Genomic DNA, 24,887 nt, shown 5'->3' with positions numbered 1-24,887 from the left:
TTGCAATCAACTCTAAAAATGGTATAGTAGAAAATGTAATTAGCACTTGGTACATGAGAGTGCTAATTTGAGTATGGAATTTATCAAAATGGAGGGATTAACGTGTTAAAACCATTAGGAGATCGCGTTCTTCTTAAAGCAGAAACAGAAGAAGAAAAGACTGTTGGTGGCATTGTTCTTGCTTCTAACGTTAAGGAAAAGCCAACTACAGGAAAGGTAATTGCTGTTGGTGCTGGACGGACTTTAGATAATGGCGAAAAGTTAGCACCAGTTGTTAAGGAAGGCGATCGCGTCCTCTTTGATAAGTATGCCGGAAATGAAGTTGAATACGACGGCGAAAAGTACCTCGTTGTTCATGAAAAGGACCTTGTTGCTATTGTTGAATAAGCGATCAAGGTTTAATAAATGACAGCATTAATATTAATATGAGGTGAATTAAAAAATGGCAAAAGAAATTAAGTTTTCTGAAGATGCACGGAGCTCAATGCTTCGCGGTGTTGATAAGTTAGCTGACACAGTTAAGACCACTATGGGGCCAAAGGGACGGAACGTTGTCCTTGAACAAAGCTATGGTACACCAACCATTACTAATGATGGTGTTACAATCGCTAAGAGCATTGAATTAGAAAATCATTTTGAAAACATGGGTGCTAAGCTTGTTTCAGAAGTAGCTTCCAAGACTAACGATATTGCCGGTGACGGTACTACTACTGCTACCGTTTTGACCCAAGCAATTGTTAATGCCGGGATGAAGAACGTTACTTCTGGTGCTAACCCAGTTGGTATTCGTCGGGGAATTGACAAGGCTACTGAAGTTGCTGTTGAAGCATTGAAGAAGATGTCCCATGACGTTAAGACTAAGGACGACATTGCACAAATTGCTTCAATTTCAGCTGCTAACCCAGAAGTTGGTAAGTTGATTGCCGATGCAATGGAAAAGGTTGGTAACGATGGTGTTATCACTATTGAAGATTCTCGTGGTGTTGAAACCAGTGTTGACGTCGTTGAAGGGATGAGCTTCGATCGCGGTTACATGTCACAATACATGGTTACCGATAATGACAAGATGGAAGCCGATTTGGATAACCCATACATTTTGATTACTGACAAGAAGATTAGCAACATTCAAGACATTTTGCCACTTCTTCAATCAGTTGTTCAAGAAGGTCGTTCACTCTTAATCATTGCTGATGATATTACTGGTGAAGCATTGCCAACCCTTGTCTTGAACAAGATTCGGGGAACCTTTAACGTTGTTGCTGTTAAGGCTCCTGGATTTGGTGACCGACGGAAGGCTCAATTGCAAGATATCGCTGTCTTGACTGGTGGTACAGTTATTTCTGATGACTTAGGTATGAGTTTGAAGGATGCTACCGTTGATCAACTTGGTCAAGCTAACAAGGTAACTGTTACTAAGGACAGCACTACTATTGTTGATGGTAAGGGTTCCAAGGAAGCAATCACTGAACGGGTTGACCAAATTAAGCAAGCAATCAGTAAGTCAACTTCCGATTTTGACAAGGAAAAGCTTCAAGAACGTCTTGCAAAGCTTTCTGGTGGTGTTGCAGTTGTTAAGGTTGGTGCCGCAACTGAAACCGAATTGAAGGAAAAGAAGTACCGGATTGAAGATGCTTTGAACGCTACCCGGGCTGCCGTTCAAGAAGGTTTCGTTCCTGGTGGTGGTACTGCCTTAGTAAACGTTCTTCCAGCATTAGATGACATTAAGGCTACTGGCGATGAAGCTACTGGTGTTAACATCGTTAAGGATGCTTTGGAAGCACCGGTTCGTCAAATTGCTGAAAACGCCGGTGTTGAAGGCTCAGTAATTGTTAACCAATTAAAGAGCGAAAAGCCAGGAATTGGTTACAACGCTGCTGATGGCAAGTTTGAAGATATGGTTGAAGCCGGAATTGTTGACCCAACCAAGGTTACCCGTTCTGCACTTCAAAACGCTGCATCAGTATCCGCATTGTTGTTGACTACTGAAGCAGTTGTTGCTGACAAGCCAGAACCAAATGATAACCAAACTCCAGCTCCTCAACCAGGTGCCGGAATGGGTGGAATGATGTAATTCCGCTAATCACAAATTAAATTTAATTAATTAAAAGACTGTCGGTCCTTCGTTAAAAAGCGAGGGGCTGACAGTCTTTTTGCTTATCGTTTGATTTGTTGGAATTAGTTTTCAATAGGTTAAATTGATCGTATAATTAATTAAATCGATTGAAGTTATAGTTTTAATTATTAGATAGTTTGCTAATGGGGAGGAAATGGACATTGTCTAGTAGAAATACTCAAGAATATTTACGTAAAATGGAAAAGCAACGTCAACGTTTCGGATTAAGAAAACTTACAGTTGGCGTTGCTTCAGTTTTACTAGGAACTACTATTGTTATTGGAGGAAGTACGGTAGCCCACGCTGATAGCAATTCGCCGGTGAAGCCTGAAACGGGTTCTTCGGAAAGTGCCTCCTCTTCAGCGGTAGCTATTCAGTCTGAAAAGACGGTTAGTTTGTCAAATAAGCAAGGCGATAATGCCCAGAATTCGGAGAAATCAAAGTCAACTGCGGAAACGACAACCCTTAATTCAGACCAGACACAACAACCACTTACGCAAGATGCGGTTAAGGAACAGAAAAACCAAGACGGGGATAGACAAGTAAAACATACTGAATTTACGGCTGATAAGACTGATATTAATTCAGGTAATGACATTACCTTTAACTTCAATACCAATGAGGCTAAGGCTGGGGACATTTACAAAGTTGTCATCCCCGAAACCAGTGATGGCTTTGACGCAACCGACTCAGATGGCAATGGAATTGATACAGTTGATTTTGGTCAATTCCAAGGTGATTACGGGAACGGAAGTTTAGCTTACGATAAAGCTAATAAACAGTGGGTACTAACTGATACTTTTACTAAGGATAATGCCAATACGCAGCCAATTATTTTGTCTACAAATAGTTCTTTTGACACAAGTAAGCTTCATTCAACTGGTACATTTAAACGTAAGGCTTATTTGTATAAGAATGACCAATTACTTAAGACAGTTGAATTTAATCAAAAAATTTCTACTTATGTAAGTTTAGCTTGGAAACATAAAGACGGTGTATATTCTAGTAATGAAGCCATATATACAACTGCAGGTAAAGAAGTAACGAATAAGGCAATTCTGGCTAATACTGATTATGTTTGGAAACCGGTTATTAGTACTTTTTATCCGCAATTTAATCATGGAACAACATTGGAAATTCCGATGCCGGATCATTTTGTCTTAAATACAGCTGCTACTAATAATGCAATTGCTGACTTGAGAAAATCATATAATGCTTCTGTAACTCAGGATGGTAATGTCGTAAAGATTAATTTGCCACAATTGTCTAACGAACAGCTAAAAAATCTAAAGATTAGATATTCATCTTCTTTAAATTTTGAGATCATTGGCCAGTTTAAGATGGATGTCCCCAAGGGAGATACTCCGCTAGCAAGTAATGTTAATCCTAAAGTAACCCAAGAAACAGGAAACAATAATAGTGTAAGCGATATAGTTAACCCTGTGTCAGTAATAATTCTGGGACAAGACCATGGATTGGATAAGATTCCAGCGGGTGATATATTCTCAGGCAACATTGAACCGGATACTTATGAATATGATCAAAATGGCAATCAGGATACTAGTAAGCCTGTAACGGCAATTGAAAATAAGACTAATCATGATTTGAATAAAAACATCGATATTATCAATAGCAGTCCCTATGACTTATCCGATGTTCAGGCAACAATTGATGTTCCTGATGGAATGGATATTAGTGGCTTATCGGTGAATGATACAAGACACAGTTTCTCTTACACCTTTACTTTAGAGGATGGCAGTAAGCAGACAGGGACGTTTAATGCAGGTAGTTTATCAACATTACTTAGCACAACTGCTGGAAAGAAGATCAAAAAAGTTCAATTAGTATTTGACAAACTAATTGCCTTTGATTCAGTAAATAATTTTGGCTTAAACGGGGTTTTGGCTAAGAACTATCAAGATGGCTCTGAAGTAAAAGCAGGTAATAACTTACATACTGAACTTCATTTAACTGCCAATGGAATTGCATCACCAGATGAGCCTGCCACCTTTACCCAAAATCAGAAAATTGTTGAAAAAATTCCAGTAAGACCTGAAATTCACAACAATCAAATTAGTGCATCGGGATCCCAGACTAATAAGCAACCAGGAACCAAGAACGCTGGATCTATATATTCCTATGCGAGCGATTTCCTAAATGATCCAGAAAAATTGACCTATTATGTGGTACTGCCAACTAATGCAGTCTTTAATAGTGCAGACTTACCTAAGAATACAAAGATGTCTGAACTGAGAATTAATGGGCGGAATGTTGTTAAGATTGTGGGTGATTTTAGTCGGAAGGATACAAGTACACAATGGAAAATCAACCTAGATAATTCTAATTTAATTACTCATAGTAACCTGAATAGTGATTATCAGGTCTATGTAGTATTGCCTGATGGTGAAAGAAACAATAGCTATTCTGCACTGACAAATCCTGATAAGCTGCCTTTTGTAGATAACTCTACTAATGCTTATCAGCTTGCTTGGGGTGATTGGAATGTTATTGCCGCAACAGGTGTTTATCCAAAAACTCAAGCCCAAGGTAACCAAAATAAAGATTTAACCATGCAAGGTCAATCTGATGATAAGGGTTCATCAGAAATGACATTTTCTAATGTTTTAGTTAATTCTGAATCCAAGGCAGAACATGATGCAGTGATTATTGCTCATGTTCCTGGAACGGATGATACGAAGTCTGAATTTGATTTTAAGTTGAAAGGCGGGAATTCAGCTAAAGTAAAAAATATTACTACTAACCAAACAGTATCTCAGGGAGTACGAATTTATTATTCGACAGAAAATCTAAACTTAACTCAGCTTAATTCGGATGACTCTGACCTGATGACCCACTTTGTTAGTGCTGATCAAATAAACGACTGGTCAAAGGTTAAGACCGTTATGGCCACGATTGCTGAAATTCCAGGGGATACAGTTTATGGTCTTAATCTTGATGGCTATGCCCCTAATTTTGTTCGTGATAATAATAAGACGGCATATGCTTCTTCTGTTGTATGGACAGATTTACTAAAGCCAATTGTAATAGCTGCCGGAAGTAAGGATTCTGCTTCAGTTACAATTACAGGTCAATTAACTGTGAATTTTAAGCTACACTTTAATGATAATAGTCAGGCAGATATCGCTATTCCTGAATTAAGTCATACTTACCAAGATGGTAAAGATACAATGCAAAAGACCGACTTTATTAAAGCAACTAAGAATAGTGACTTTGATGATGCCGTTAAGAATAAGGATTATACTTTAATCCCTAAAGCAGTGATCGATGCAATTCCGAATGGATATGTATTGGATGTTGAATCTGGTGCTAACATTGAAAATTCAAATGCTAAGTATCCAGACAATTGTGCAAATAATCCGGCCGAATTTGGCAAAACGGTAATATATGATTTTGATGGTGATACGGTTGTTTATAATCTGGTTAAGGCAGAGACTTTTACTAAGAAAATAATAGTTAAAAGAATTGTTAAATTTGAAGATATTGATAATCCTGGTGTACCACTTAAGCCAGACGATAATAAGGAATTAGATCCGGTTGAAATTTCAGGAACATATAACCCATTAACAGGGAAAGTATTAACCGTTAATGATCTTTCAGATAGTAGTGATAGGTTAACTTTAGCGAAATATGAATTTCCGGATGTATTAGATGATTTAATATACCAGAATGCTAATACCAGAACTGGCCAACTAGATCAAAATAATTGGACAACAATTGAGGTTCCAGGCTCAATATTAGCCGCTTATATTAATAATACTTTGAATAGTAATAACATTAGTTCAGATACCCCCGGTGAAATGTACAATGTTAGTGATAATGGTGTTAAAAAAGTAACTAGTAACAAAGTTCCAGCAAACACCTTTGAATTTGATCAAAACATCGTCATTAAGTATGGGCTTAACCACGCTAATTTGGTTTTGATAGGTCAAGGATTAGGCAAACCAAATCAGATATTAGATTCATCGTCTGGTAAGAATAGTGATACAGATATCAAGTTCAAGCTAACTGATGCTGATTTGAAGCGTGATGGCTATAACTATAAGATTTACTATTCAAATCAGCAAAATTTAATGGACCTTTCTCAAGACTATGAAAGTACAGAGGATGAAGTTGTTCATTCATTGTCACAATCCTCTTTATTGAGTCATGTAAATGATGGGACTCTTTCCGCTTACGATACTTTAGCCGATGCCTTAAGGGCTAACGGAAAATATGATTCAGTTACTGATGGAATTATTCCAGCAGAGTATTCTCAGAATTTCTTTGTAGTTTATACGCCAGTTCAGGAAAGAAAACAAGAATTCTATATTTTGAGTGATAACGACCCATATAGAAGAGATCCTGTGACTAAGCAATTTGCATTACCTGAAACGATAAAAGATGCTGATAAGTCGGGCACTGATTACTTTAAGATGCAAGGTGAGACAGGAAATACTGTTTTACCGACTAAAACGGATGGTTCAGGCACATATAATGCTTTGTACAATAACGGGAGTCCAGTTAACTATACTGCTGGTCAATCTGATTATGATGAAAATGGTAACCCAATTAAACATACACCGTCTGTACCACAAGATGATTCTAATTCTTACCTAAGTCAATTGCTGGTATACCAACGTACAGGTTATCGTATTGATAAAGCAAGTTATGAGTACACCGACTCTCAAGGGAAGAAGCATGAACTTATATTTACTGCAGAATTGACGAAGAATTATGATCCGAGTCAAGGACTATCAGGTTTTTACTATTCTAGTGATAGTATTTTACTACCTATTCTTAATTATTTAGCTAGCGGTCCTTCACAATATGGTGGGGATAATAAACTTTATTTAACTCTAGATGGGTATACAGCAGAAACGACACCATACAAAGTAAAAATTACTGGTGATGAAAATTGGAAAGTATCGACTGATGAATCGGGACGTCAGTATATCAGTATTCCAGCTGATCAAACTTGGGCTTTTGATAATACTGAATATGATGCTAAAAAGATGCAGGATCCTAGTCCTCAAATTTTGAACTTACACTATGCTCCTATTCCATTGCCAGAAGACGGTAGTGGTGCGAAGGTACAAATTCACTATGTGGACGTAACTGGAGTAGATCACCTGAATCCAGAAAATGCAGGTATTCAATACAAACTCGATCCTGCAACAAGTAAGTATGGTGTTTATATGGGGCAAGAATTAGAAACAGATGCTCAAGGAAATCCACCATCGATCTTTAACTTAGCTAATGTTGATCAAACCTTTGATAATACAAATAAAGATAATGATATTATCTCTAAATTAGCTGAAGAGGGATATGTTGTTGTTCAACGTGATAAGCAAACTCGTGGTAAGCATCAATTTGATGTTTTAGATAGTGATCAGGGTAATGGATCATATGACGGAAATGATGCGGGTATGAGATATGCTGGATCTTTATATGCAACATTGAATTACTATGTATTCCTTAAGAAGCAGGCTAAATATCCAGCAAACTATCAAGTCCTTGTAGAAGACGAAAATGGTAAGGTTGACGATAATCCATTAATAACAACCACAAAACTAGGTGTTGGTGGTCAAGATGAAGATATTGCTACTAGTTTGTCTGATCCATCAGGCAAGAGTTCAGAAACTTTAGCGCAGAAATATCAAAGTATCATAGACAATTTGGCCAAAGAACTTCCAAACTATAATGTTGTTTTGAAAACGTCAGCAGGTAGTAATTTAAAGGTAACCGATAAGATCAATGGTAACTTTAGTGAAACTGAACCTAGGTTATTTACTATCTACGTTACTCACAAGCAGGGGAACGTAAATATCCACTACATTGATGTTAATGGCAAGGAATCTGATGGTCACTTCAAGCCTAGTGATGGTACGGAAATTTCAGGTACTCTGCAAAGTATTACTGATAAGAATTATGGTGATAAATACACCAACACGCTTTGGGATTATGCTAAACATAATTATGTTTTAGCGGAAGCTGTTCCTGACTCTGCAACAAGCGGTACAATTTCCAAACCTACTGATGATGTTTATGTTTACTTGAAGCATAAAGCGGTTAAGGTAACTCCAAAGACAAACGATGTACCAAAAGATAAGGATGGTAAACCAGCCGTTGATCCATCTACATTAACAGTTACTGTTACTCGTGACGTATATTACAAGGCTAACTCGAAAGACGGCAAAGACCTACAAAACAAGACAACTCAAACAGCTAAATTTAATGGAGAAGTTTGGGTAGATGCCGTTACGGGTAAGAAAGTTGCTGAGCACGAAACGATTGCAGATAAGGATGGTAATAAAGTTGAAGCTGCTAAGGGTGTAGAAGGCGAGAGTGTCGCTGTCAAATGGAGCCCAGTAGCCCCTGCAAAGGACGATCAGGTAACTGTTAATAATGGCAATATTTCCTTAGATGAGATCAATACGCCACAAGTGATTGGCGAAGGTAAGGATGCTTGGCATTTGGTATCACAGGAGAATAACGGTGAACAAGCCCTAGATTCTGATTGGCAAGCTGCCTTAAAGAATGGAACGCTTACTGGTAAAGATGGTCAATTTAAAGTCAAAGACGGCTACCTAGTTTACAAGCAAGAGGGTAGTTACAGCATCCATTACCGTGATGTAACTGATTTAGTAGCTAAAGGTCAGACAGATAGCTTTAAGCCAACTGACGGTAATGATTTAGGTCATGAAGTTACTAACATTAATGGCATTGTGGGGGAAAAACCTGATAGAACTGCCGATTTATGGAAGAATTATGAAGATGACGGTTATGTTTTAGTATCAGAGCCGGATCAATTAGGGAAACAACCACTCTCTGAAGATACACCAGATCAATACGTTTACTTAATGAGAGTTGCTAATAAGCAAACTGAAACTAAGCAAGCAGAACGGACCATTCACTATGTTGGTATTGTTAATGATAGCGATGACGTAACTCAAGGTCAGGAGTTGAAAGAACCGACTACACAGAAAGTAACTTTAACTGGTACTTACTACACTGACCATGATGGTAACCGTGTTAATACGAAGACCGTTACTATTAATGGTCAACAATACGATGTCGTTGTTGAGCCAACTGCCGAAAATCCTGCTAAAGAAACTTGGATAATTGATGGTGAGCATTCCGGTGTTACCGAAAACAATGGCAAGTATGAGTTTGCTAAAGCAGATACGCCAGATACTATTGGCGAAAGTAATGATCAATGGCAACACAAAGTTACCTTGGATAAGAATACAGGTGTTGTTGCTGTTGATCCAACAGGGATGGAATGGCCAAAGAACAATACTTTGCCAGATGGTTATGTTGTTTACATGCAATTGCCACAACCAACACAGCCAACGCAAGTAACGCAGCCAACACAGGTAACGCAGCCAACGCAGGTAACGCAGCCAACGCAGGTAACGCAGCCAACGCAGGTAACGCAACCAACGCAGGTAACGCAGCCAACGCAAGTGACGCAACCAACACAAGTGACGCAGCCAACGCAGGTAACGCAACCAACGCAAGTGACGCAACCAACGCAGGTCACACAGCCAACGCAAGTAACGCAGCCAACGCAGGTAACACAGCCAACGCAGGTAACGCAGCCAACGCAAGTAACTCAACCAACGCAGGTGACGCAACCAACACAAGTCACTCAGCCGACGCAGGCTATGCAGCCAACGCAAGTAACTCAGCCAACGTAAGTAACGCAACCAACACAAGTTACCCAACCGACGCAAGTTACACAAACAACAGGTGACCAACCAAGGACAGTTAGTCAAGGCCAAGCTTCTGACTCACCAGTAATGGTTAACAAGCAAAAGAATGCTCAGTTACCTCAAACCGGTAATGAAAATAATCGTGGTGCATTAGCATTAGGCATCATGGGATTACTCTCTGCGTTTGGACTTGGTAAAATTGGTCGGAAACAACGTGATTAATTGAAATTAATAGTAAGAAACTAATAATTGTTTCTTTTAAACTATAAAGGGGTTATGGCATAAGTTATATTACCTAGATAAAATACAAACGACGCAGTACACAAATGGGCTTCAGTGCTCAGAAAATCCGAACGCTGAAGCCCTATTTGTGCTTGCGGGGGTTCGAAAACGAACTAGCGAGCTAGTTCTGTCTCACTCCCTTTGCGAGAAAGGTTATTTAATTATGCTTTTTTGAGAAAATCCTGCCACTTTTTAGCAACCTTATTAAAGGAAAATTTAGCAGCGGCATGTTGAGCATTTTGCGTGTATCGGTGAAATAGTTTAGGGTTAACCAGTAACTGGCGCAAACTTTGATAAAGGGCGTCACAGTCATTAGCGGGAAGCAATTTGCCACTAATATTATTATCAATAATTTCAGCGGGGCCGTAATTAATATCATAACTAATTGCTGGACAACCATGCCCCTGCGATTCTAATAGGGCCATGGCGAATTGAAGTGCCTCATAATTGTTAGACAAAAGTTCTAACGATTGTGAGGCACTTTTTATGACTAAATACAAACCTGACTTTAAAGCTAAAATTGTCCACGAATATCTGACTACTCCACAAAGTTCTCGAGCCTTGGGGCGCAAATACAGTATCAGTAGCCGACTGATCAGGAAATGGATTCAAAGATATCGCTTAAGTGGGATAGACGCCTTGAAACGGCGTCGTCATCCACGAACCCTTACCGCAGATTTTAAGTTGAGTGTGATAGACTACTACCAAACTCATGAGGAATCGATGGTTAAAGTAGCGGCTCGATTTGACGTGCAAGCGTGCCAAATTTCACTTTGGCGGTCACAGTTCAAGCGAGATGGTATTGAAGCCTTGAAACCTCACCCGAAAGGTAGGCCGTCAAAGGTGAAACATACTAAGAAACGACTTCGTCGTCTTACTAATAAGACTGAAGTGGAACGTTTAAAAGAAGAACTTGCCAAGAAAAGCCAAGAACTCTATGACACAAAATTGGAACGTGACATCTTAAAAAAATCGTTGGCCCTGTTCGGACCCTCCAAGGCAAAGAGAAAACGCAAATAGTTGATCAGATCAGGGCAGATCAAGCATCGCTACCGAAGAAATATCGCTATAAGATTGGTGACATTCTCCATAAAATCAACCTTCCTAAGGCTACTTACCATGATGAGCGCAAGCGCATCGCTAACCATCATGATAAATATGCGAGTGTTAAGCAAGTGATTCTTAGCGTGGCTAAAGAAGGGCAAGTCCGCGGACGATGGACCTACGGTTATCGTCGCGTGAACCAAAAACTGCGGGCAATGGGCATTCATTTGGCGGACATGACGGTGAACAAGTTGATGGCGAAATTAGATGTTCAAGTGGCACTGTATAATCGCCACCGTAGTGGTAAATACTCATCTTATGAAGGTAATGTGGGCACAGTTGCGGATAATCTACTAAAACAACAATTTCAGGCCACCATTCCTTATCAAGTCCTCCACACAGATGTTTCTCAAGTTCGCTTAGCTAATCACAGTTGGGCTTATATTTCCTCAATTATCGATGAAGCCAGTAAGGAAGTTTTAGCCTTCCAATTGAGTCAACATCCTGATCGACAGTTGATTACCGCTACTCTCAACGAGCTATGTACAAAGCTGCCTGATAATGCTCAACCAATTATTCATTCTGATCAGGGGTGGCACTATCAACTGGGGTACTATACCCAAAAGTTAGCTGATAATCACTTTATTCAAAGTATGTCCCGTAAGGGAAATTGTCATGATAACGCACCAATGGAGAGTTTCTTTCACCTGTTTAAGACAGAGTTATTAGATGGTTTCCCACCATGTAAAGACTTAGCTGAATTAAAATCACTCTCAGCTCAATACATTCATTACTTTAATTACCAACGTATCTCCTTAAAAACAAAAGGTATGACTCCGGTTGAATACCGAAATCATACCTTGGTAGCTTAAATAATCAATTTTGTCTAACTTTTTTGTTGCACTTCAAATCCTTCATACTGGCTGGTAAGTATTTCAGCTTGAGCAGTTTCGTAAACACGGGTTAGATCATGTTGATAACCACAGAAATGAATGTAATGGTCAGCACCTTGATGATTAACGATCTTTTTAAGTTCGTTCGCTGTTTGATAATTATTCCAACCATCAGAATAGCCGTAGATCTCTAATTGTACTTTAGGGAAATCCTTATGAAGGCGAATGATAACATTAATTAGTTGATCGAGTTGTTTAACCTTTGTAAGACGAGCAACAGCGATAAAATGACCAGCCTGCCGTTGGGTCGCCGGAATATCTTTTTCAAGTTGTGCTTGACTAAGGAAGGTTACCGGAAGATCAAAGCTCATATTGGTATTGAAACGTCGACTTGCATCAGTTGCTTCGCGCTTTGTTGATGAGATCAGTCCAGTTAATTGTCCTTGATTTAGCATTTCACTAATGGGCTGGTAAACAGGTGAGATCTCGCTGTTACTTTGCCCATCTTGGGTAAATGCGGAATGAAAAACTTGGTAACGGCGCGGTGAGGTCCGCATTAACCGAAAGGCAGCTAATGTCACGTCAGAACGATCGTTAATTAACAGTGCGTCAGGATCATCAGTAACTAACTGATCAAGAAAGTATGCGCGGAATTCGTTTTGGTTATCAAATTGTAATTCTTGATTCTTATCAACTAATTGGATCAGAGTAAGGACGGGGACGTTTCCCTGACCACCACGATAATGATAAGTTATTTTGACTGCTCCTGACTGGTCATAGTATTGTCGACAAACTAGCCGGGCGCGATCTTCAAAGAATTCGGTATAAGTTTTACAGCCACAATCATAGTAATCACGTCGATCAGTAAACCCATACTGATCTAAATAATCGACATAGTAAAGACGGTTATTATCTTGATTTACTCTAATTCTGACTTTCCCATTGCGTTCAGCCTGGTTGCCTTTTACCTGATAGCCTGGAACATTTAAAATTTGCTTAATAAGGGATTGATCGAAGTTCGGCTCCATATGATAAGAAAGTCGTTGGTAAAATTGGAAAAGATTAATTACCCGTCCGCTAGTACCTAGCTTGTTCTCCGCATCAAGATGAGCAAAATTATAATACATGGTTACAATTTTAGCTGGTTGATGAAGGTAATCAAAAATTTGGAGTCGCTTAACTTGAGCTAGTTCAATTGCTGAAGTTTTGATGTCTTCACGGCTAGTGATGAAGTAATTCATAATTATGCCTTTCGTTTTAGACCATTTTAACAAAAAAACTGGAAGTTAACTCTTAAATTCAGAATAGTCATCCCGAATAATAAAGTTAACTTCCAGTATTCAACTAGGCATCCATTACAACTAGCTTATTGCCGTTAACCTGATCATCAGTGAGCTGGCAAGAATGAAGGTTAAAGTCGTTGTAAAGGTTATAGTAGTAAGTCTTGGTCTTGGCGGAGTAGCAAGCGGTATAAACGGTGTACTCATACTTTCCCTTAACGTTAACAACGCTTCCTTTAACCATAGCGACAGCTTTAAGAATGTTGAAGAATTTTGCTACGTTTGCAGTTTCACCTTCAACTGTAGGATAGTTAGCATTTAAATATGCAGCCTTAACAAACCGTGATGCTGGAACGCTGTCACCAGGGAGACCGATGCTTCCAGTCCCAACACCCAGTGGAATGATATTTTGCTTTGTCCAGGTCTGTGGCTTAGCATCATGAGGAGTTAAGCCAGTGTAATTACAAAGATTAGTCATTTGCCATGCAAAGTCAGGACTGTTAGTGAGGACTCCTAGATGGTTTTCAAATACACGTAAACCATATTGTCGTGATTGTTCAAGGACGATGGCTTCGTGCTGATCACTGATAAGCCAGTGAAGTGGAGCAACCGGAAGTGAGTCAATAAGGGCCTTATTAACCAAGTTAACGTTCTTAAGTGCTTGCTTGACTTCTGCAACTGACGAAAATTCTTGGGTGACCCACATCATTAGTTCATAAGGAGCGAGGTTAGTTTTACCATCAACCGGACCGTCACTAAATTGAGCATAGTGAGGGAAATTCAGACCAGCAATGCACAGCCCATCTTCATTACAGCAGTCAAAGTATAGTGGGTAATCATCCATGACGATTCCCATCCCGATCGTGGCTTTAACGGTTTTACTATCGTCTAAGAACTTATACGGAAGCGGATAGTTACGAGGAGTGATGATTAACTTTTTACCGTAATCAATTCCGACATCTAAGTTTCGTCCAAAATATAAATTTCCTTCTGGATCAGTAAATCTTAAACCTGTACACATATTAAAGACCTCCATTAATTAGTTTCTTTATGACTAGCTATATATTGTTTCTGGTAACGCTTGATCCGAACAACGGCAAAGACTAAGAGGATGAAGCCGATAATGACGAATGCCATCATAAAGTACCAAGCAACGGTAAAGTTGGCTTTTCCCTTGATGATGCCGAAAAGGGGAGCACCGATAGCGTATCCAATGGCATAAGCTAAACCAATATATCCAAGCATGACCCCTTGTTCACGAGAACCGAACAGATCCTTTGCCATGAATGCTGGTCCTGACATATAGCTGAAAACAGCCAATCCACAGAATATCGCATATGCAATTCCGGCAACTTTACTGATGTGGGCACCGAATGGTTGATGACTAACGAAAATCATCATGGCAATAGAAAGAACGTACATACAACCTGCGTATGCCATTGACTTTGCCGTTCCGAGTTTATCGAAAAGAATTCCGCCAGAAACGTTACCGATTAGACAACCAATTCCGTACATTGAACCAATTAAGCCGACTTCAGTTAGGGAAAGCTTAGTATCAAGGAATGTAGCGTAATCTTCATTTAATGAGGCCAAACCGAGACCGATAATTAAGAAGCCGAGACTAAATACCCAAAATTCTTTCATTTTAAGAACTTCTTTACCAGTCCAACCTTGGAATTCCTTGGCTTTCTTTTCGGCAGCGGCAGCTTTCCCCGCTTTAATTTCAGCTTCCGAAACAACTTCTTCGTCTTTCTTTGGCGTCCGAATAAAGCAAGCAATAATTACACCGGTAATTAGCAAAGCGATGGCGAAGTAGAAGAATGGGGCCATTGAAAGTAAGTGACCAGTTTTAGTATTTCCTGTCATATAATGCTTTAAAATTCCCTGAGTAACTGGCTGTAAGAAAATGTTACCGATTGAGCCACCACAAAAGGCAATTCCTAAAGCAGCACCCCGGCCCTTTAGTGGGAACCAGTGATTAATAACCCACGGAACCCCTTGACCGGAGAAGAACGTTGAACCAATCATACAAACAATCGCTGCCGTATAAAAACCAGAAAGCTTGGTACTAAAGCCAAAGATAACGTAGGCTAATGCAGATAAGGCAATCCCGATAATATACATTAACCGAAAGTTAAACTTTTGCAGGCCTTTACCAATAAATGGTGAGGTAATTGAAGCGGCAACCGCCCCAAAAGTGAAAATTAGGGTATAGGAAGCAAGTGTAAAGTGAAATGTGTTAACCAATGGGTGAATAAATAGTGGCTGAATATTTTGGGCAATCCCATAAGGAATGGCCTGAGTTAGCATACATAGGAAGACCATGAAATATTTATAGGCGTTGCTAACTGTCCGTGTAGGATGGTTCGCCGTTGATGATGAACTAGGCAATTTAATTCCTCCTTTATGCATTAGAACTAATGGTTACCGTTAATAAGTTCTTTCTGACGATGCTTTATTTTGACAGCAGCAGAAACAAGCAGCAGGAAACCAATAACAACAAAGATCATCATTACACACCATGCAACTGTAAAATTAGCGCTATCACGGATCATTCCGAAAAGAGGTGCGCCAACCGCAAAACCAATTGCATAGGCTAAACCAATATATCCAAGCATAACCCCCTGTTCTTTGGCACCAAAAAGATCCTTGGCCATAAAGGCAGGTCCTGACATATAACTAAAGACTGCTAATCCAGTGAAGATGGCATAGCCACATCCCGCAATCATATTCATCTTATTACCGAAGGAGAGAAAACTAATAATAATCATCATTAAAATAGCTAGGACATACATTACTCCGGCGTAAGACATTGATTTAGCGGTACCAAATTTATCAAAGAGGATCCCACCGGTGATATTACCAATTAATCCCCCGACACCGTACATTGATCCAATTAGACCAACCTTTGTAAGGGTCAACTTAGTATCAAGGAAGGCAGCGTAGTCTTCGTTAAGTGAGGCTAAACCAAGGCCGATAATCAAGAAACCAATACTGAAGATCCAGAATTCTTTCATCCGAATAACTTCCTTACTTGTCCAGCCTTGAAATTCACTGGCCTTTTTCTTTGCTGCGGCTTCTTTACCAGCTTTAATTTCGGCTTCCGAAACAACTGTCTCATCTTTCTTTGGTGTTCGAATAAAGAAAGTAATAATTAAACCAACAATTAATAACATTCCAGCAAAGTAGAAAAATGGAGCCATGGAAATTAGGTGACCAGTCTTTGCATTACCAGTCATGTAGTGACTAAGAAGATTTTGGGTAATTGGCTGCATAAAGATATTACCGATTGAACCACCACAAAAGGCTACTCCTAACGCAGCACCACGACCTTCAAATGGAAACCAGTGGTTAATAACCCATGGCACACCTTGACCGGAATAGAATGTTGAACCAATCATACAGAGAATTCCAGCAGCGTAAAACTCGGGAAGCTTAGTGCTGATTCCAAAAACAACGTAAGCCAATGCTGATAAGATGATCCCAATAAGATACATCAGCTTAAAATTGAATTTTTCTAAGCCTTTACCAATAAATGGCGAGGTAAACGAAGCAGCCACCGCTCCAAAGGTAAAAATTAACGTGTATGAAGCTAACGTAAAATGAAAAGTATTAACGATTGGGTGTACAAACAATGGTTGAATTGTTTGTGCTACTTCATACGGAATAGCTTGAGTTAACATACAAAGAAAAACCATAAAGTATTTATACTTTTTGCTAACAACGATCTCATCAGATCGTTTGGTAGCATGATCAATCATTTTTTTCTCCTCCCATCATCTTAATCTACAACAAATATCACTTATATTATCAAACGATGTACGAAATAAATCAATTAAAACGAAATAGTATTATATCCTACAAAAAATAAATAATAGTTATACGTTTATCAAAAAATCTAGCTCTTTTTCGATTTTAATAATAAAGTGTTAGAGTTAGTGGTATGATTAATTATCTATTCAAAAAAGCAATTAATAGGGGAGAAAAGCATGGATAAGATGAGAGGGCATAAAATAACGTTATTTTCCGCTGTGATGTTAGCCCTAAATTCGTTAATTGGTTCTGGATGGTTATTTGGTGCCGGAACCGCTGCTAAAGTTGCCGGACCAGCGGCCATTATTTCATGGATTATTGGTGCAGTAATTATAATTAGCATTGCATTGACCTATGTTGAATTAGGAGCAATGTTTCCAGAAAGCGGGGGGATGAGTCGCTATGCACAGTATAGTCATGGCTCACTGCTGGGGTTTGTTGCCGCTTGGGCTAACTGGATTTCATTGATTACCCTTGTTCCAATGGAAGCAGTTGCATCAGTTCAATATATGAGTTCATGGCCGTGGTCGTGGGCTAATTGGACGCATCATTTTGTTAGCGGGGGAAATATTACTTCAATGGGGATGTTTGTTGTATTCATCTTTATGGTAATTTTTACCTTGATTAACTTTTGGTCTGTTAAATTAATGACCCGGTTTACAAATTTGATTTCAGTTTTTAAAATTTTGTTGCCAACCTTAACGATTATTATGTTGATTATCAGCGGCTTTCATACTGAGAACTTTGGTCATAACATTCAGACGTTTATGCCATATGGAAGTCGTTCGATTTTTGAAGCGGCAGCAGTATCAGGGATCATTATGTCCTATGATGCTTTCCAAACAGTTATTAATATGGGTGGTGAAATGGTGAACCCCCATAAGAATATTGTCCGGGGAGTCCTCATCTCAATGTTGATAACCGCTGCAATTTATATCATGCTTCAAGTAGCATTTATCGGTGCAGTTAGTCCTGCTTCACTAGCAAAGAGCGGCTGGCATGGGATTAACTTTGCGTCACCATTTGCTGATATTGCAATTCTATTGAGCTTGAATTGGCTAGCGATTCTCTTATACATGGATGCGTTTGTTTCACCATTTGGGACAGGAGTTGCGTTTGTGGCAACGGCATCTCGAGCATTGGCCGCAATGACCCATACTGGACACTTACCAAAATGGCTTGGTCGGTTAGAGCGACGTTATATGATTCCACGGTTTGCTATGGTAGCGGATCTGATTTTAGCCACGATTTTAGTAAATGTCTTCAGAAATTGGAGCTTATTGGCAACGGTCATCACCGGTTCAACTCTGATCGCTTACTTAACCGGGCCAGTAACGGTGATTTCTTTACGAAAAATGGCACCAGACTTAAAACGGCCGTTTGCACCTAACTATATGAAGTGGCTAGCACCATTTGCATTCGTGGTAACGGGATTGGCGATTTATTGGACAATGTGGCCAACAACAGTTCAGGTAATCTTTGTGATTGCGCTTGGCTTACCGATTTATCTCTACTATGAATGGCGCTATCAAAAGACAAACTGGCGTCAGCAGCTGAGAAGTGCCGCTTGGTTAATTTGTTATATGGCCTTTATTTCCTTAATTTCTTACGCGGGAAGTGAGGGCTTTGGTGGTCAAAACTGGATTCCGTACCCGTTTGATTTCATTGTGATTATCCTTGTTTCCTTATTCTTTTATGCCTGGGCAGTCAACAGTCGAATGACTAAAATAGATCCAGTAGCAAAGAAAGTGAATGAGCGACTTAAAGAAAAATAGACAATCAGTAGTAATTACGTCTTGTTTTAGCGATTGCAAAGTAGTTAAAATAATTGTATTATTGTTCAGTTATCCGAAATCGATTAAACGATTACATTCCATGAATACTGGGAGGATAGTATGTGGCGTTATATTAAACGAGTTTTAATTGGGAAACCTTTGAAAACTTTGGATGAGGGACAAACTCACCTAACTAAATTCAAAGCATTAGCGATGCTGTCATCCGATGCAATTTCGTCAGTTGCTTATGGGCCAGAACAGATCACGACGGTTTTAGTAACCTTATCTGCAATGGCAATGTGGTACTCGATTCCAATTGCCGCAATTGTATTATTGCTGTTATTGGCAATTACTCTTTCGTATCAACAGATTATTCGTGCGTACCCAAGTGGTGGTGGTGCCTATGTTGTTGCCACCCGAAATTGGGGAAGCAATGGTGGACTATTTGCCGGGGGATCGCTTTTGGTTGACTATATGTTAACCGTGGCGGTTTCTACGACATCAGGAGTGGAAGCAATTACTTCTGCAATCCCGGCACTTTACCGGTTCTCAGTTCCAATTGCAATTGTTATCGTTCTCTTAATTATGTTCATGAACTTGCGGGGAATGAGTGAAAGTGCCAATTTCCTGACAATTCCGGTTTACTTTTTCGTAATTATGATTTCTGTAATGATTCTGTGGGGTGCCTATAATATAATCACGGGTCAAGTTCATTACCAAGCACCTGCTGATTATGGAACTCCAGTTACCGGAATGACATTTGTTCTGTTCGTTCGGGCATTCTCTGCTGGTTCATCTTCATTAACCGGGGTTGAAGCGGTAAGTAATGCTGTCCCGAACTTTAATAAACCAAAGGAAAAGAATGCTTCGGTTACTCTAGCAATTATGAGTACGATCCTGGCAATCTTCTTCATTGCAATTATCTTCTACGGCTTTTACTTTGGAATTGTTCCTAATAAACGGACTACCGTGCTTTCGCAAATTGGCCTTGCCGTATTTGGCGGCCATGGGATTGGCTTTTACCTTCTTCAATTATCAACGGCAATGATCCTTGCTGTTGCTGCTAATACAGGGTTTTCTGCTTTCCCAATCCTTGCTTTTAACATGGCCAAAGACAAGTATATGCCCCATGCATTTATGGATCGTGGAGATCGTCTCGGTTATTCTAATGGAATTATCTCGTTGGCGGTTGGCGCAATTATCCTAATTTTGATCTTCCATGGACAAACTAACATGCTGATTCCGCTTTATGCCGTCGGGGTCTTTGTTCCGTTTACACTATCTCAATCTGGGATGATCATTCATTGGTTCCGTGAACGGGAAGGTCTATGGCTAGGGAAGGCGTTTATTAATCTTGTCGGAGCGTTAATTTCACTGGCATTAGTTCTTGCATTATTCTGGCAGCACTTTGGTAATGTTTGGCCGTACTTAATTATCATGCCGCTATTGCTTTACATGTTTCATGCAATTCACCGTCACTATATAAAAGTTGCCAAACAATTACGGGTTGCCGAAAAGACAAAGGTGCAGTTACATGATTATGATGGCGCAACTGTTATTGTTTTAGTTGGGAACGTTACGCGAGTTACTCGGGGAGCAATTAACTATGCGCGTTCCATTGGTGATTACGTGATCGCAATGCACGTTTCGTTTGATGAAAATCCAGGCAAAGAGCATAAGACTGCTAATGAATTTAAGGCTGAATTTCCAGATGTTCGTTTTGTTGATATTCATTCATCGTATCGGTCAATTGCTAAGCCAACTTTGCGGTTTGTAGATGTGATTGCTAAAAGGGCAGCTGCCCGTAACTATTCAACGACTGTTTTAGTTCCGCAATTTATCCCTAAGCACCCATGGCAGCTTGCTCTTCATAACCAGACTAGTGTTCGGCTACGGACGGTTCTTAATTCTCGGCAGAATATTGTTGTTGCAAGCTACAATTATCATTTACATGAGTAGGCGTAAATTGAATAATTTTGCTGGTGAATACTAATAAGTTCAGGGACAGTTTTCAATGTTATAAAAAAGGTTGGCTTGAAATTTCCCGGGAAATTATTTACGGGGTGGATAACGTGAGAAAAAGAAATATCGTCTTGGGCTTGTTGTTTGCTGTTGGTTTATTTTTAATGGGCGGCTTTAGCCTTGACCAATTGGGCTTTCATTCTGATTTGATTGGAATTTTAGGGACCTTTCTCTTAATTGGTTCCTATATTGGCTTTAATTGGTCGAAATTAAAAAGTGGTGATCACAAAACAAGGGTGGTCACCACATGGGTTATTATTCTATTACTGCTTATTGTTATTCTTAATGTAATCGAAACGGTATTAAGCTAGTTAGTAAGATAAGGGATCTCGTGCTCACGCGAGGTTCCTTTTTTGATCGTTAATTGATCGTTGAAACGGTTGATTAGTAACTTAGTGAAAGCGGCAACTTGATCCTCATCAACATAGATGCTTGTTTGAACCGTAGCACCAAATTGTTCATCAGCAACCTCAATCTGATGCTCTTTTAAATAATGGAGAAGGGAATCATGTTGTGCATAACTAACCGTAATTTCAAGGATCGCCTGGGTAACTAATTGGACCAATCCCGCTTTGTGAATCGCGTTGGTGGTGGAGTTGCTATAAGCGCTAATAAGGCCTCCAGCTCCTAGCTTGATTCCGCCAAAATAACGGGTAACAACGGCGACCACGTTATGAATCTTAGCTAATTGAAGTGATTCCAAAATTGGCACACCAGCTGTTCCGCTAGGTTCACCGTTGTCACTTTCTCGTTGAATTTGGTCACGATCGCCGACCATGTAGGCATAGCAGTTATGAGTTGCCTTCCTGTTTTCGGTACTAACCTGGTTAATGAATTGTTGGGCTGCTTCATCGGAGGTTACCCGGGCAATTGAACATATAAAACGAGACTTTTTGATGATCATCTCATTGCTAGTGCTTTTAGAGATAGTGAGAAAGGGTTCTGACATTAATTATTACTCCTTTGGTGAATTCTTGGCTTTTTCCCGTATTAACTTAGTGGGAGGGATCAGAATGGATATTAGTGAATTATACGGGCGACGAGTATTATGCCCGCAAGTAGAACGATTACCAATTGATGGTTCGCAAATCCAAACTTTACCAACGCTGAAAGTAGGAAAAAAGACAATAACCTGTTTACGTTGCGGGACGATAACAAATAAGCAGCTTACTGCAATGCCTAATCAGCAATACTATTGCCCACAATGCGTTACATTAGGACGGGTGTCAACTCTTGATAAATTTTACCATGTTCCAGAACCAAATCAATTTGAAGTTCCTCAGCGGATTTTAACGTGGGCGGGACAATTATCACCATTGCAGACTAAGGCATCGGTAATGATAAAAGAACGGATGGGTCAACATCGTCATCAGTTGTTATGGGCAGTTACTGGTGCAGGGAAAACAGAAATGATTTTTGCCGGAATTGCTGCAGCGCTGAAACGAGGCGAACGGGTTGCAATTGCATCACCACGGGTTGATGTTTGCCTGGAGCTATACCTTAGGCTCCAGGTGGCTTTTGCTGATTTTTCAATTGCTCTTCTTCACGGGAGAGAGTCACAGAAATATAAGTATCGTCAGCTGACAATTTGCACAACTCACCAGTTGTTACGCTTTTACCATGCCTTTGATAATTTAATTATCGACGAGGTTGATTCTTTTCCGTATGCTGCCAATTCGGCGTTGCTTTTTGCTACTAAGCAGGCAGTTAAGAAGAATGGCGGTATATTGTTTATGACAGCGACTCCTGGTAAAAAGTTGATTCGCCAAATTAACAAGAAAAAATTAATGGTTAGTTATCTTCCACTTCGTTATCACGGCAACCTACTTCCTCAAATCAAGATTTTCTTAACATCTGATTGGCGGAAACAGCTGCAAAGAAAGCGACTCCCTAACAAACTCCTGAATGAGTTAATGAAAACACTAGCTAATTACCGGTGTCTTTTGTTTGTTCCGCATGTTTCAGATCTCCAACCAACTTTTTTGTGTTTACAAGAAGCTTTAACCGATAAGAAATTTACTACCGTCCATGCTGCTGATCCCAAACGGCTAGAAAAAGTTCAGCAAATGCGGGAAGGAAAGTATGAATTCTTAATTACTACCTCAATCTTAGAACGGGGGGTTACTTTTCCAGAAATTGACGTTTTTGTTCTTGGTGCTGATGATCCGATCTTCTCATCGTCAGCACTGGTTCAGATTGCAGGACGAGCAGGACGTTCGGTTAGTCGACCGACCGGTAAAGTGATGTTTTGGATTCAGTCGTATAGTCGTCAAGTCCGGGAAACCCAGCGACAAATTGCCTATATGAATAGGAAAGGGCGGCGTTTACTTCATGGTTAATTGTCTGCTTTGTAACCGTTCGTTAACAAAAAAATTAACGATTAGTGAGATCGTTTTTCCTGGCCCAATTAGGGAACAGGTAGTTTGTAAAGTTTGCTTTCAAAAATTTGATCGTTATTCTAGTAAGGACGTTTGTCGAGGGTGTGGTCGTGAGAATGAGGGGGAGTTATGCGCTGATTGCCAAAGATGGCAGCAACAATATGGGTGGTATTTAAGTCATCGGCCACTTTTTCATTATAACCAGGCAATGAAGGAGTTTATGCAACAGTATAAATTTCAAGGACAGTATCATTTACGAGCGGTTTTTCAGCAATCTTTGCAGACAGTAATTAACCAGATGGATTATGACCTTTTAATTCCGATCCCGGTCACTAATCATACGATGAGGACACGAGGCTTTAATCAGGTAACGGGATTGTTAGAAAATATTCGGTATACAGAATTGATAAAGCATCGTGAAAAGCAGAAAGTAGCTCAATCAAAGAAAGATCGTCAATCACGGCTCAAAGCCAAGCAGCCATTCTTTCTTAATAAAAGGATTAGTTTACAAGGACAACAGATCGTTCTGGTTGATGATGTTTATACCACTGGACGGACTTTATATCATGCTGCAGAACTTTGCTACCAGAATGGTTGTAAGCGTGTCCAAAGCCTTTCGCTTGCTCGTTAAAAAAATCTAAATATTATCCTGATCCATTTGTTAAATAGTATTAACTACACTATAATATAGTTAAGGATATGAGAAGAGTGGTCCTTCTGATACCAGATCAAGCAAAGTGCTTGAACTGAAAGGAGAAATTACTATGTTAAAGTTCAATATTCGTGGTGAAAACATCGAAGTAACTGATTCAATTCGTGATTATGTGGTAAAACGGATTAATAAGTTACAAAAGTTCTTCGAAGATAACGTAGAAGCAACAGCCCATGTGAACTTAAAAGTTTATCCTAACCGTACTTACAAGGTAGAAGTTACTATTCCATTACCATACCTTACATTACGGGCCGAAGAAACTTCTAATGACATGTACGGTAGTGTTGACCTCGTTACCGATAAGCTTGAACGGCAAATTCGGAAGTACAAGACTAAGGTTAACCGTAAGTCCCGTGAAAAAGGCTTCAAGAACTTAGAATTTGTCCCAACCGATGACGACGCTGAAAGTCAAGATGACTTGAAGATTGTGCGGACAAAGCAAATCTCACTCAAGCCAATGGATCCAGAAGAAGCAGTTCTCCAAATGGATATGCTTGGACATGACTTCTTTGTTTTCCAAGATGCTGAAACTGACGGAACCAGCATTGTTTACCGTCGTAAAGATGGCCGTTACGGTTTAATTGAAGCTGAATAATAAAATATTAAGTAGACTGGTGAAAAACCAGTCTTTTTTATTTTTTGGCTAATGCTTTAAGCGATATAGCTAAAAAGTTAAGCTTCCTCAAAATAACAAACTCTCAAGTTGCCCTTGTCGAGAGAATTTGTTATCAACCGGAAGCTTTTTAAGACTTCACGGTTTGCTGGCTCGCACTCTAACCCGAAACGTGTTAGAATATTAAGGTTAGAATATAAATTAAAATTGGCTTGAGTAGTTGCTAAATCTCAAGTTAAAATTTAAA

At 39.6% G+C, this 24,887-nt stretch carries 18 protein-coding genes; 12 read left to right on the top strand and 6 right to left on the bottom strand.

All coding sequences use genetic code 11. The features are described 5' to 3' along the window. Positions 1-102 precede the first annotated feature (102 nt). The 4 genes from groES (at position 103) to PRK60_RS07180 (ending at position 10,050) form a co-directional block, all read left to right on the top strand. On the top strand, positions 103-387 hold the full coding sequence (gene groES, locus PRK60_RS07195) for a co-chaperone GroES (RefSeq protein ID WP_102168655.1): 285 nt from the start codon (positions 103-105) through the stop codon (positions 385-387). Positions 388-442: 55 nt separating this feature from the next. Next, the gene (gene groL / locus PRK60_RS07190; RefSeq protein ID WP_273645869.1) at positions 443-2,071 is read left to right on the top strand and encodes a chaperonin GroEL; all 1,629 of its coding nucleotides are present in this window, start codon (positions 443-445) and stop codon (positions 2,069-2,071) included. 203 nt (positions 2,072-2,274) lie between these two features. Continuing rightward, positions 2,275-9,813, top strand: a complete 7,539-nt coding sequence (locus tag PRK60_RS07185) for a YSIRK-type signal peptide-containing protein (RefSeq protein ID WP_273645868.1) — start codon at positions 2,275-2,277, stop codon at positions 9,811-9,813. 102 nt (positions 9,814-9,915) lie between these two features. Next, positions 9,916-10,050, top strand: a complete 135-nt coding sequence (locus tag PRK60_RS07180; RefSeq protein WP_273645867.1) for an LPXTG cell wall anchor domain-containing protein — start codon at positions 9,916-9,918, stop codon at positions 10,048-10,050. Positions 10,051-10,271: 221 nt separating this feature from the next. Here PRK60_RS07180 and PRK60_RS07175 read toward each other — a convergent pair whose 3' ends face one another. Next, the gene (locus tag PRK60_RS07175) at positions 10,272-10,535 is read right to left on the bottom strand and encodes a glycosyltransferase (RefSeq protein WP_273645866.1); all 264 of its coding nucleotides are present in this window, start codon (positions 10,533-10,535) and stop codon (positions 10,272-10,274) included. 61 nt (positions 10,536-10,596) lie between these two features. On the opposite strand from PRK60_RS07175, the gene PRK60_RS07170 reads away from it, so the two are divergent. Continuing rightward, on the top strand, positions 10,597-11,130 hold the full coding sequence (locus tag PRK60_RS07170; protein ID WP_102169382.1) for a helix-turn-helix domain-containing protein: 534 nt from the start codon (positions 10,597-10,599) through the stop codon (positions 11,128-11,130). Next, on the top strand, positions 11,082-12,026 hold the full coding sequence (locus tag PRK60_RS07165; RefSeq protein ID WP_144356498.1) for an IS3 family transposase: 945 nt from the start codon (positions 11,082-11,084) through the stop codon (positions 12,024-12,026). The genes PRK60_RS07170 and PRK60_RS07165 overlap by 49 nt, the downstream gene beginning before the upstream one ends. A gap of 14 nt (positions 12,027-12,040) precedes the next feature. Here PRK60_RS07165 and PRK60_RS07160 read toward each other — a convergent pair whose 3' ends face one another. From PRK60_RS07160 to PRK60_RS07145, 4 genes are all read right to left on the bottom strand, one after another. Beyond that, entirely contained in the window at positions 12,041-13,288 is a 1,248-nt protein-coding gene (locus PRK60_RS07160; protein WP_219721810.1) for a glycosyltransferase, read from the bottom strand. 103 nt (positions 13,289-13,391) lie between these two features. Beyond that, positions 13,392-14,348, bottom strand: a complete 957-nt coding sequence (gene bsh / locus PRK60_RS07155; protein WP_102169216.1) for a choloylglycine hydrolase — start codon at positions 14,346-14,348, stop codon at positions 13,392-13,394. 14 nt (positions 14,349-14,362) lie between these two features. Then, on the bottom strand, positions 14,363-15,652 hold the full coding sequence (locus tag PRK60_RS07150; RefSeq protein WP_273646443.1) for a conjugated bile salt MFS transporter: 1,290 nt from the start codon (positions 15,650-15,652) through the stop codon (positions 14,363-14,365). Between the two features lie 92 nt (positions 15,653-15,744). Beyond that, positions 15,745-17,088 (bottom strand): conjugated bile salt MFS transporter, encoded by a 1,344-nt coding sequence (locus tag PRK60_RS07145; protein ID WP_273645865.1) that lies wholly within the window; start codon positions 17,086-17,088, stop codon positions 15,745-15,747. 228 nt (positions 17,089-17,316) lie between these two features. Here PRK60_RS07145 and PRK60_RS07140 point away from each other — a divergent pair, with 228 nt between their 5' ends. The 3 genes from PRK60_RS07140 (at position 17,317) to PRK60_RS07130 (ending at position 21,248) form a co-directional block, all read left to right on the top strand. Then, on the top strand, positions 17,317-18,915 hold the full coding sequence (locus PRK60_RS07140; RefSeq protein WP_102169215.1) for an APC family permease: 1,599 nt from the start codon (positions 17,317-17,319) through the stop codon (positions 18,913-18,915). Between the two features lie 120 nt (positions 18,916-19,035). After that, complete coding sequence (locus PRK60_RS07135; RefSeq protein ID WP_102169214.1) at positions 19,036-20,874, top strand: APC family permease; 1,839 nt, start codon at positions 19,036-19,038, stop codon at positions 20,872-20,874. Positions 20,875-20,897: 23 nt separating this feature from the next. Then, on the top strand, positions 20,898-21,248 hold the full coding sequence (locus PRK60_RS07130; protein ID WP_219721806.1) for a hypothetical protein: 351 nt from the start codon (positions 20,898-20,900) through the stop codon (positions 21,246-21,248). Here PRK60_RS07130 and PRK60_RS07125 read toward each other — a convergent pair. Then, on the bottom strand, positions 21,245-21,886 hold the full coding sequence (locus PRK60_RS07125) for a YigZ family protein (protein ID WP_273645864.1): 642 nt from the start codon (positions 21,884-21,886) through the stop codon (positions 21,245-21,247). The genes PRK60_RS07130 and PRK60_RS07125 overlap by 4 nt on opposite strands. A gap of 64 nt (positions 21,887-21,950) precedes the next feature. On the opposite strand from PRK60_RS07125, the gene PRK60_RS07120 reads away from it, so the two are divergent. The 3 genes from PRK60_RS07120 to hpf all read left to right on the top strand — a co-directional run bounded on the left by PRK60_RS07120 (position 21,951) and on the right by hpf (position 24,622). Beyond that, a complete protein-coding gene (locus PRK60_RS07120; protein WP_273645863.1) occupies positions 21,951-23,276 on the top strand; it encodes an ATP-dependent helicase ComFA in 1,326 nt (441 codons plus the stop codon). Continuing rightward, positions 23,269-23,946, top strand: a complete 678-nt coding sequence (locus tag PRK60_RS07115; protein ID WP_102169210.1) for a ComF family protein — start codon at positions 23,269-23,271, stop codon at positions 23,944-23,946. Before PRK60_RS07120 ends, PRK60_RS07115 begins: the two co-directional genes overlap by 8 nt. A 133-nt stretch (positions 23,947-24,079) precedes the next feature. Beyond that, positions 24,080-24,622 (top strand): ribosome hibernation-promoting factor, HPF/YfiA family, encoded by a 543-nt coding sequence (gene hpf / locus PRK60_RS07110; protein WP_102169209.1) that lies wholly within the window; start codon positions 24,080-24,082, stop codon positions 24,620-24,622. Positions 24,623-24,887 lie beyond the last annotated feature (265 nt).

This window comes from Limosilactobacillus portuensis, assembly GCF_028607025.1.
GTDB lineage: Bacteria > Bacillota > Bacilli > Lactobacillales > Lactobacillaceae > Limosilactobacillus > Limosilactobacillus portuensis.
The sequence above is the reverse complement of the archived record's forward strand: the minus strand, read 5'-3'. Positions and strand labels throughout refer to the sequence as shown.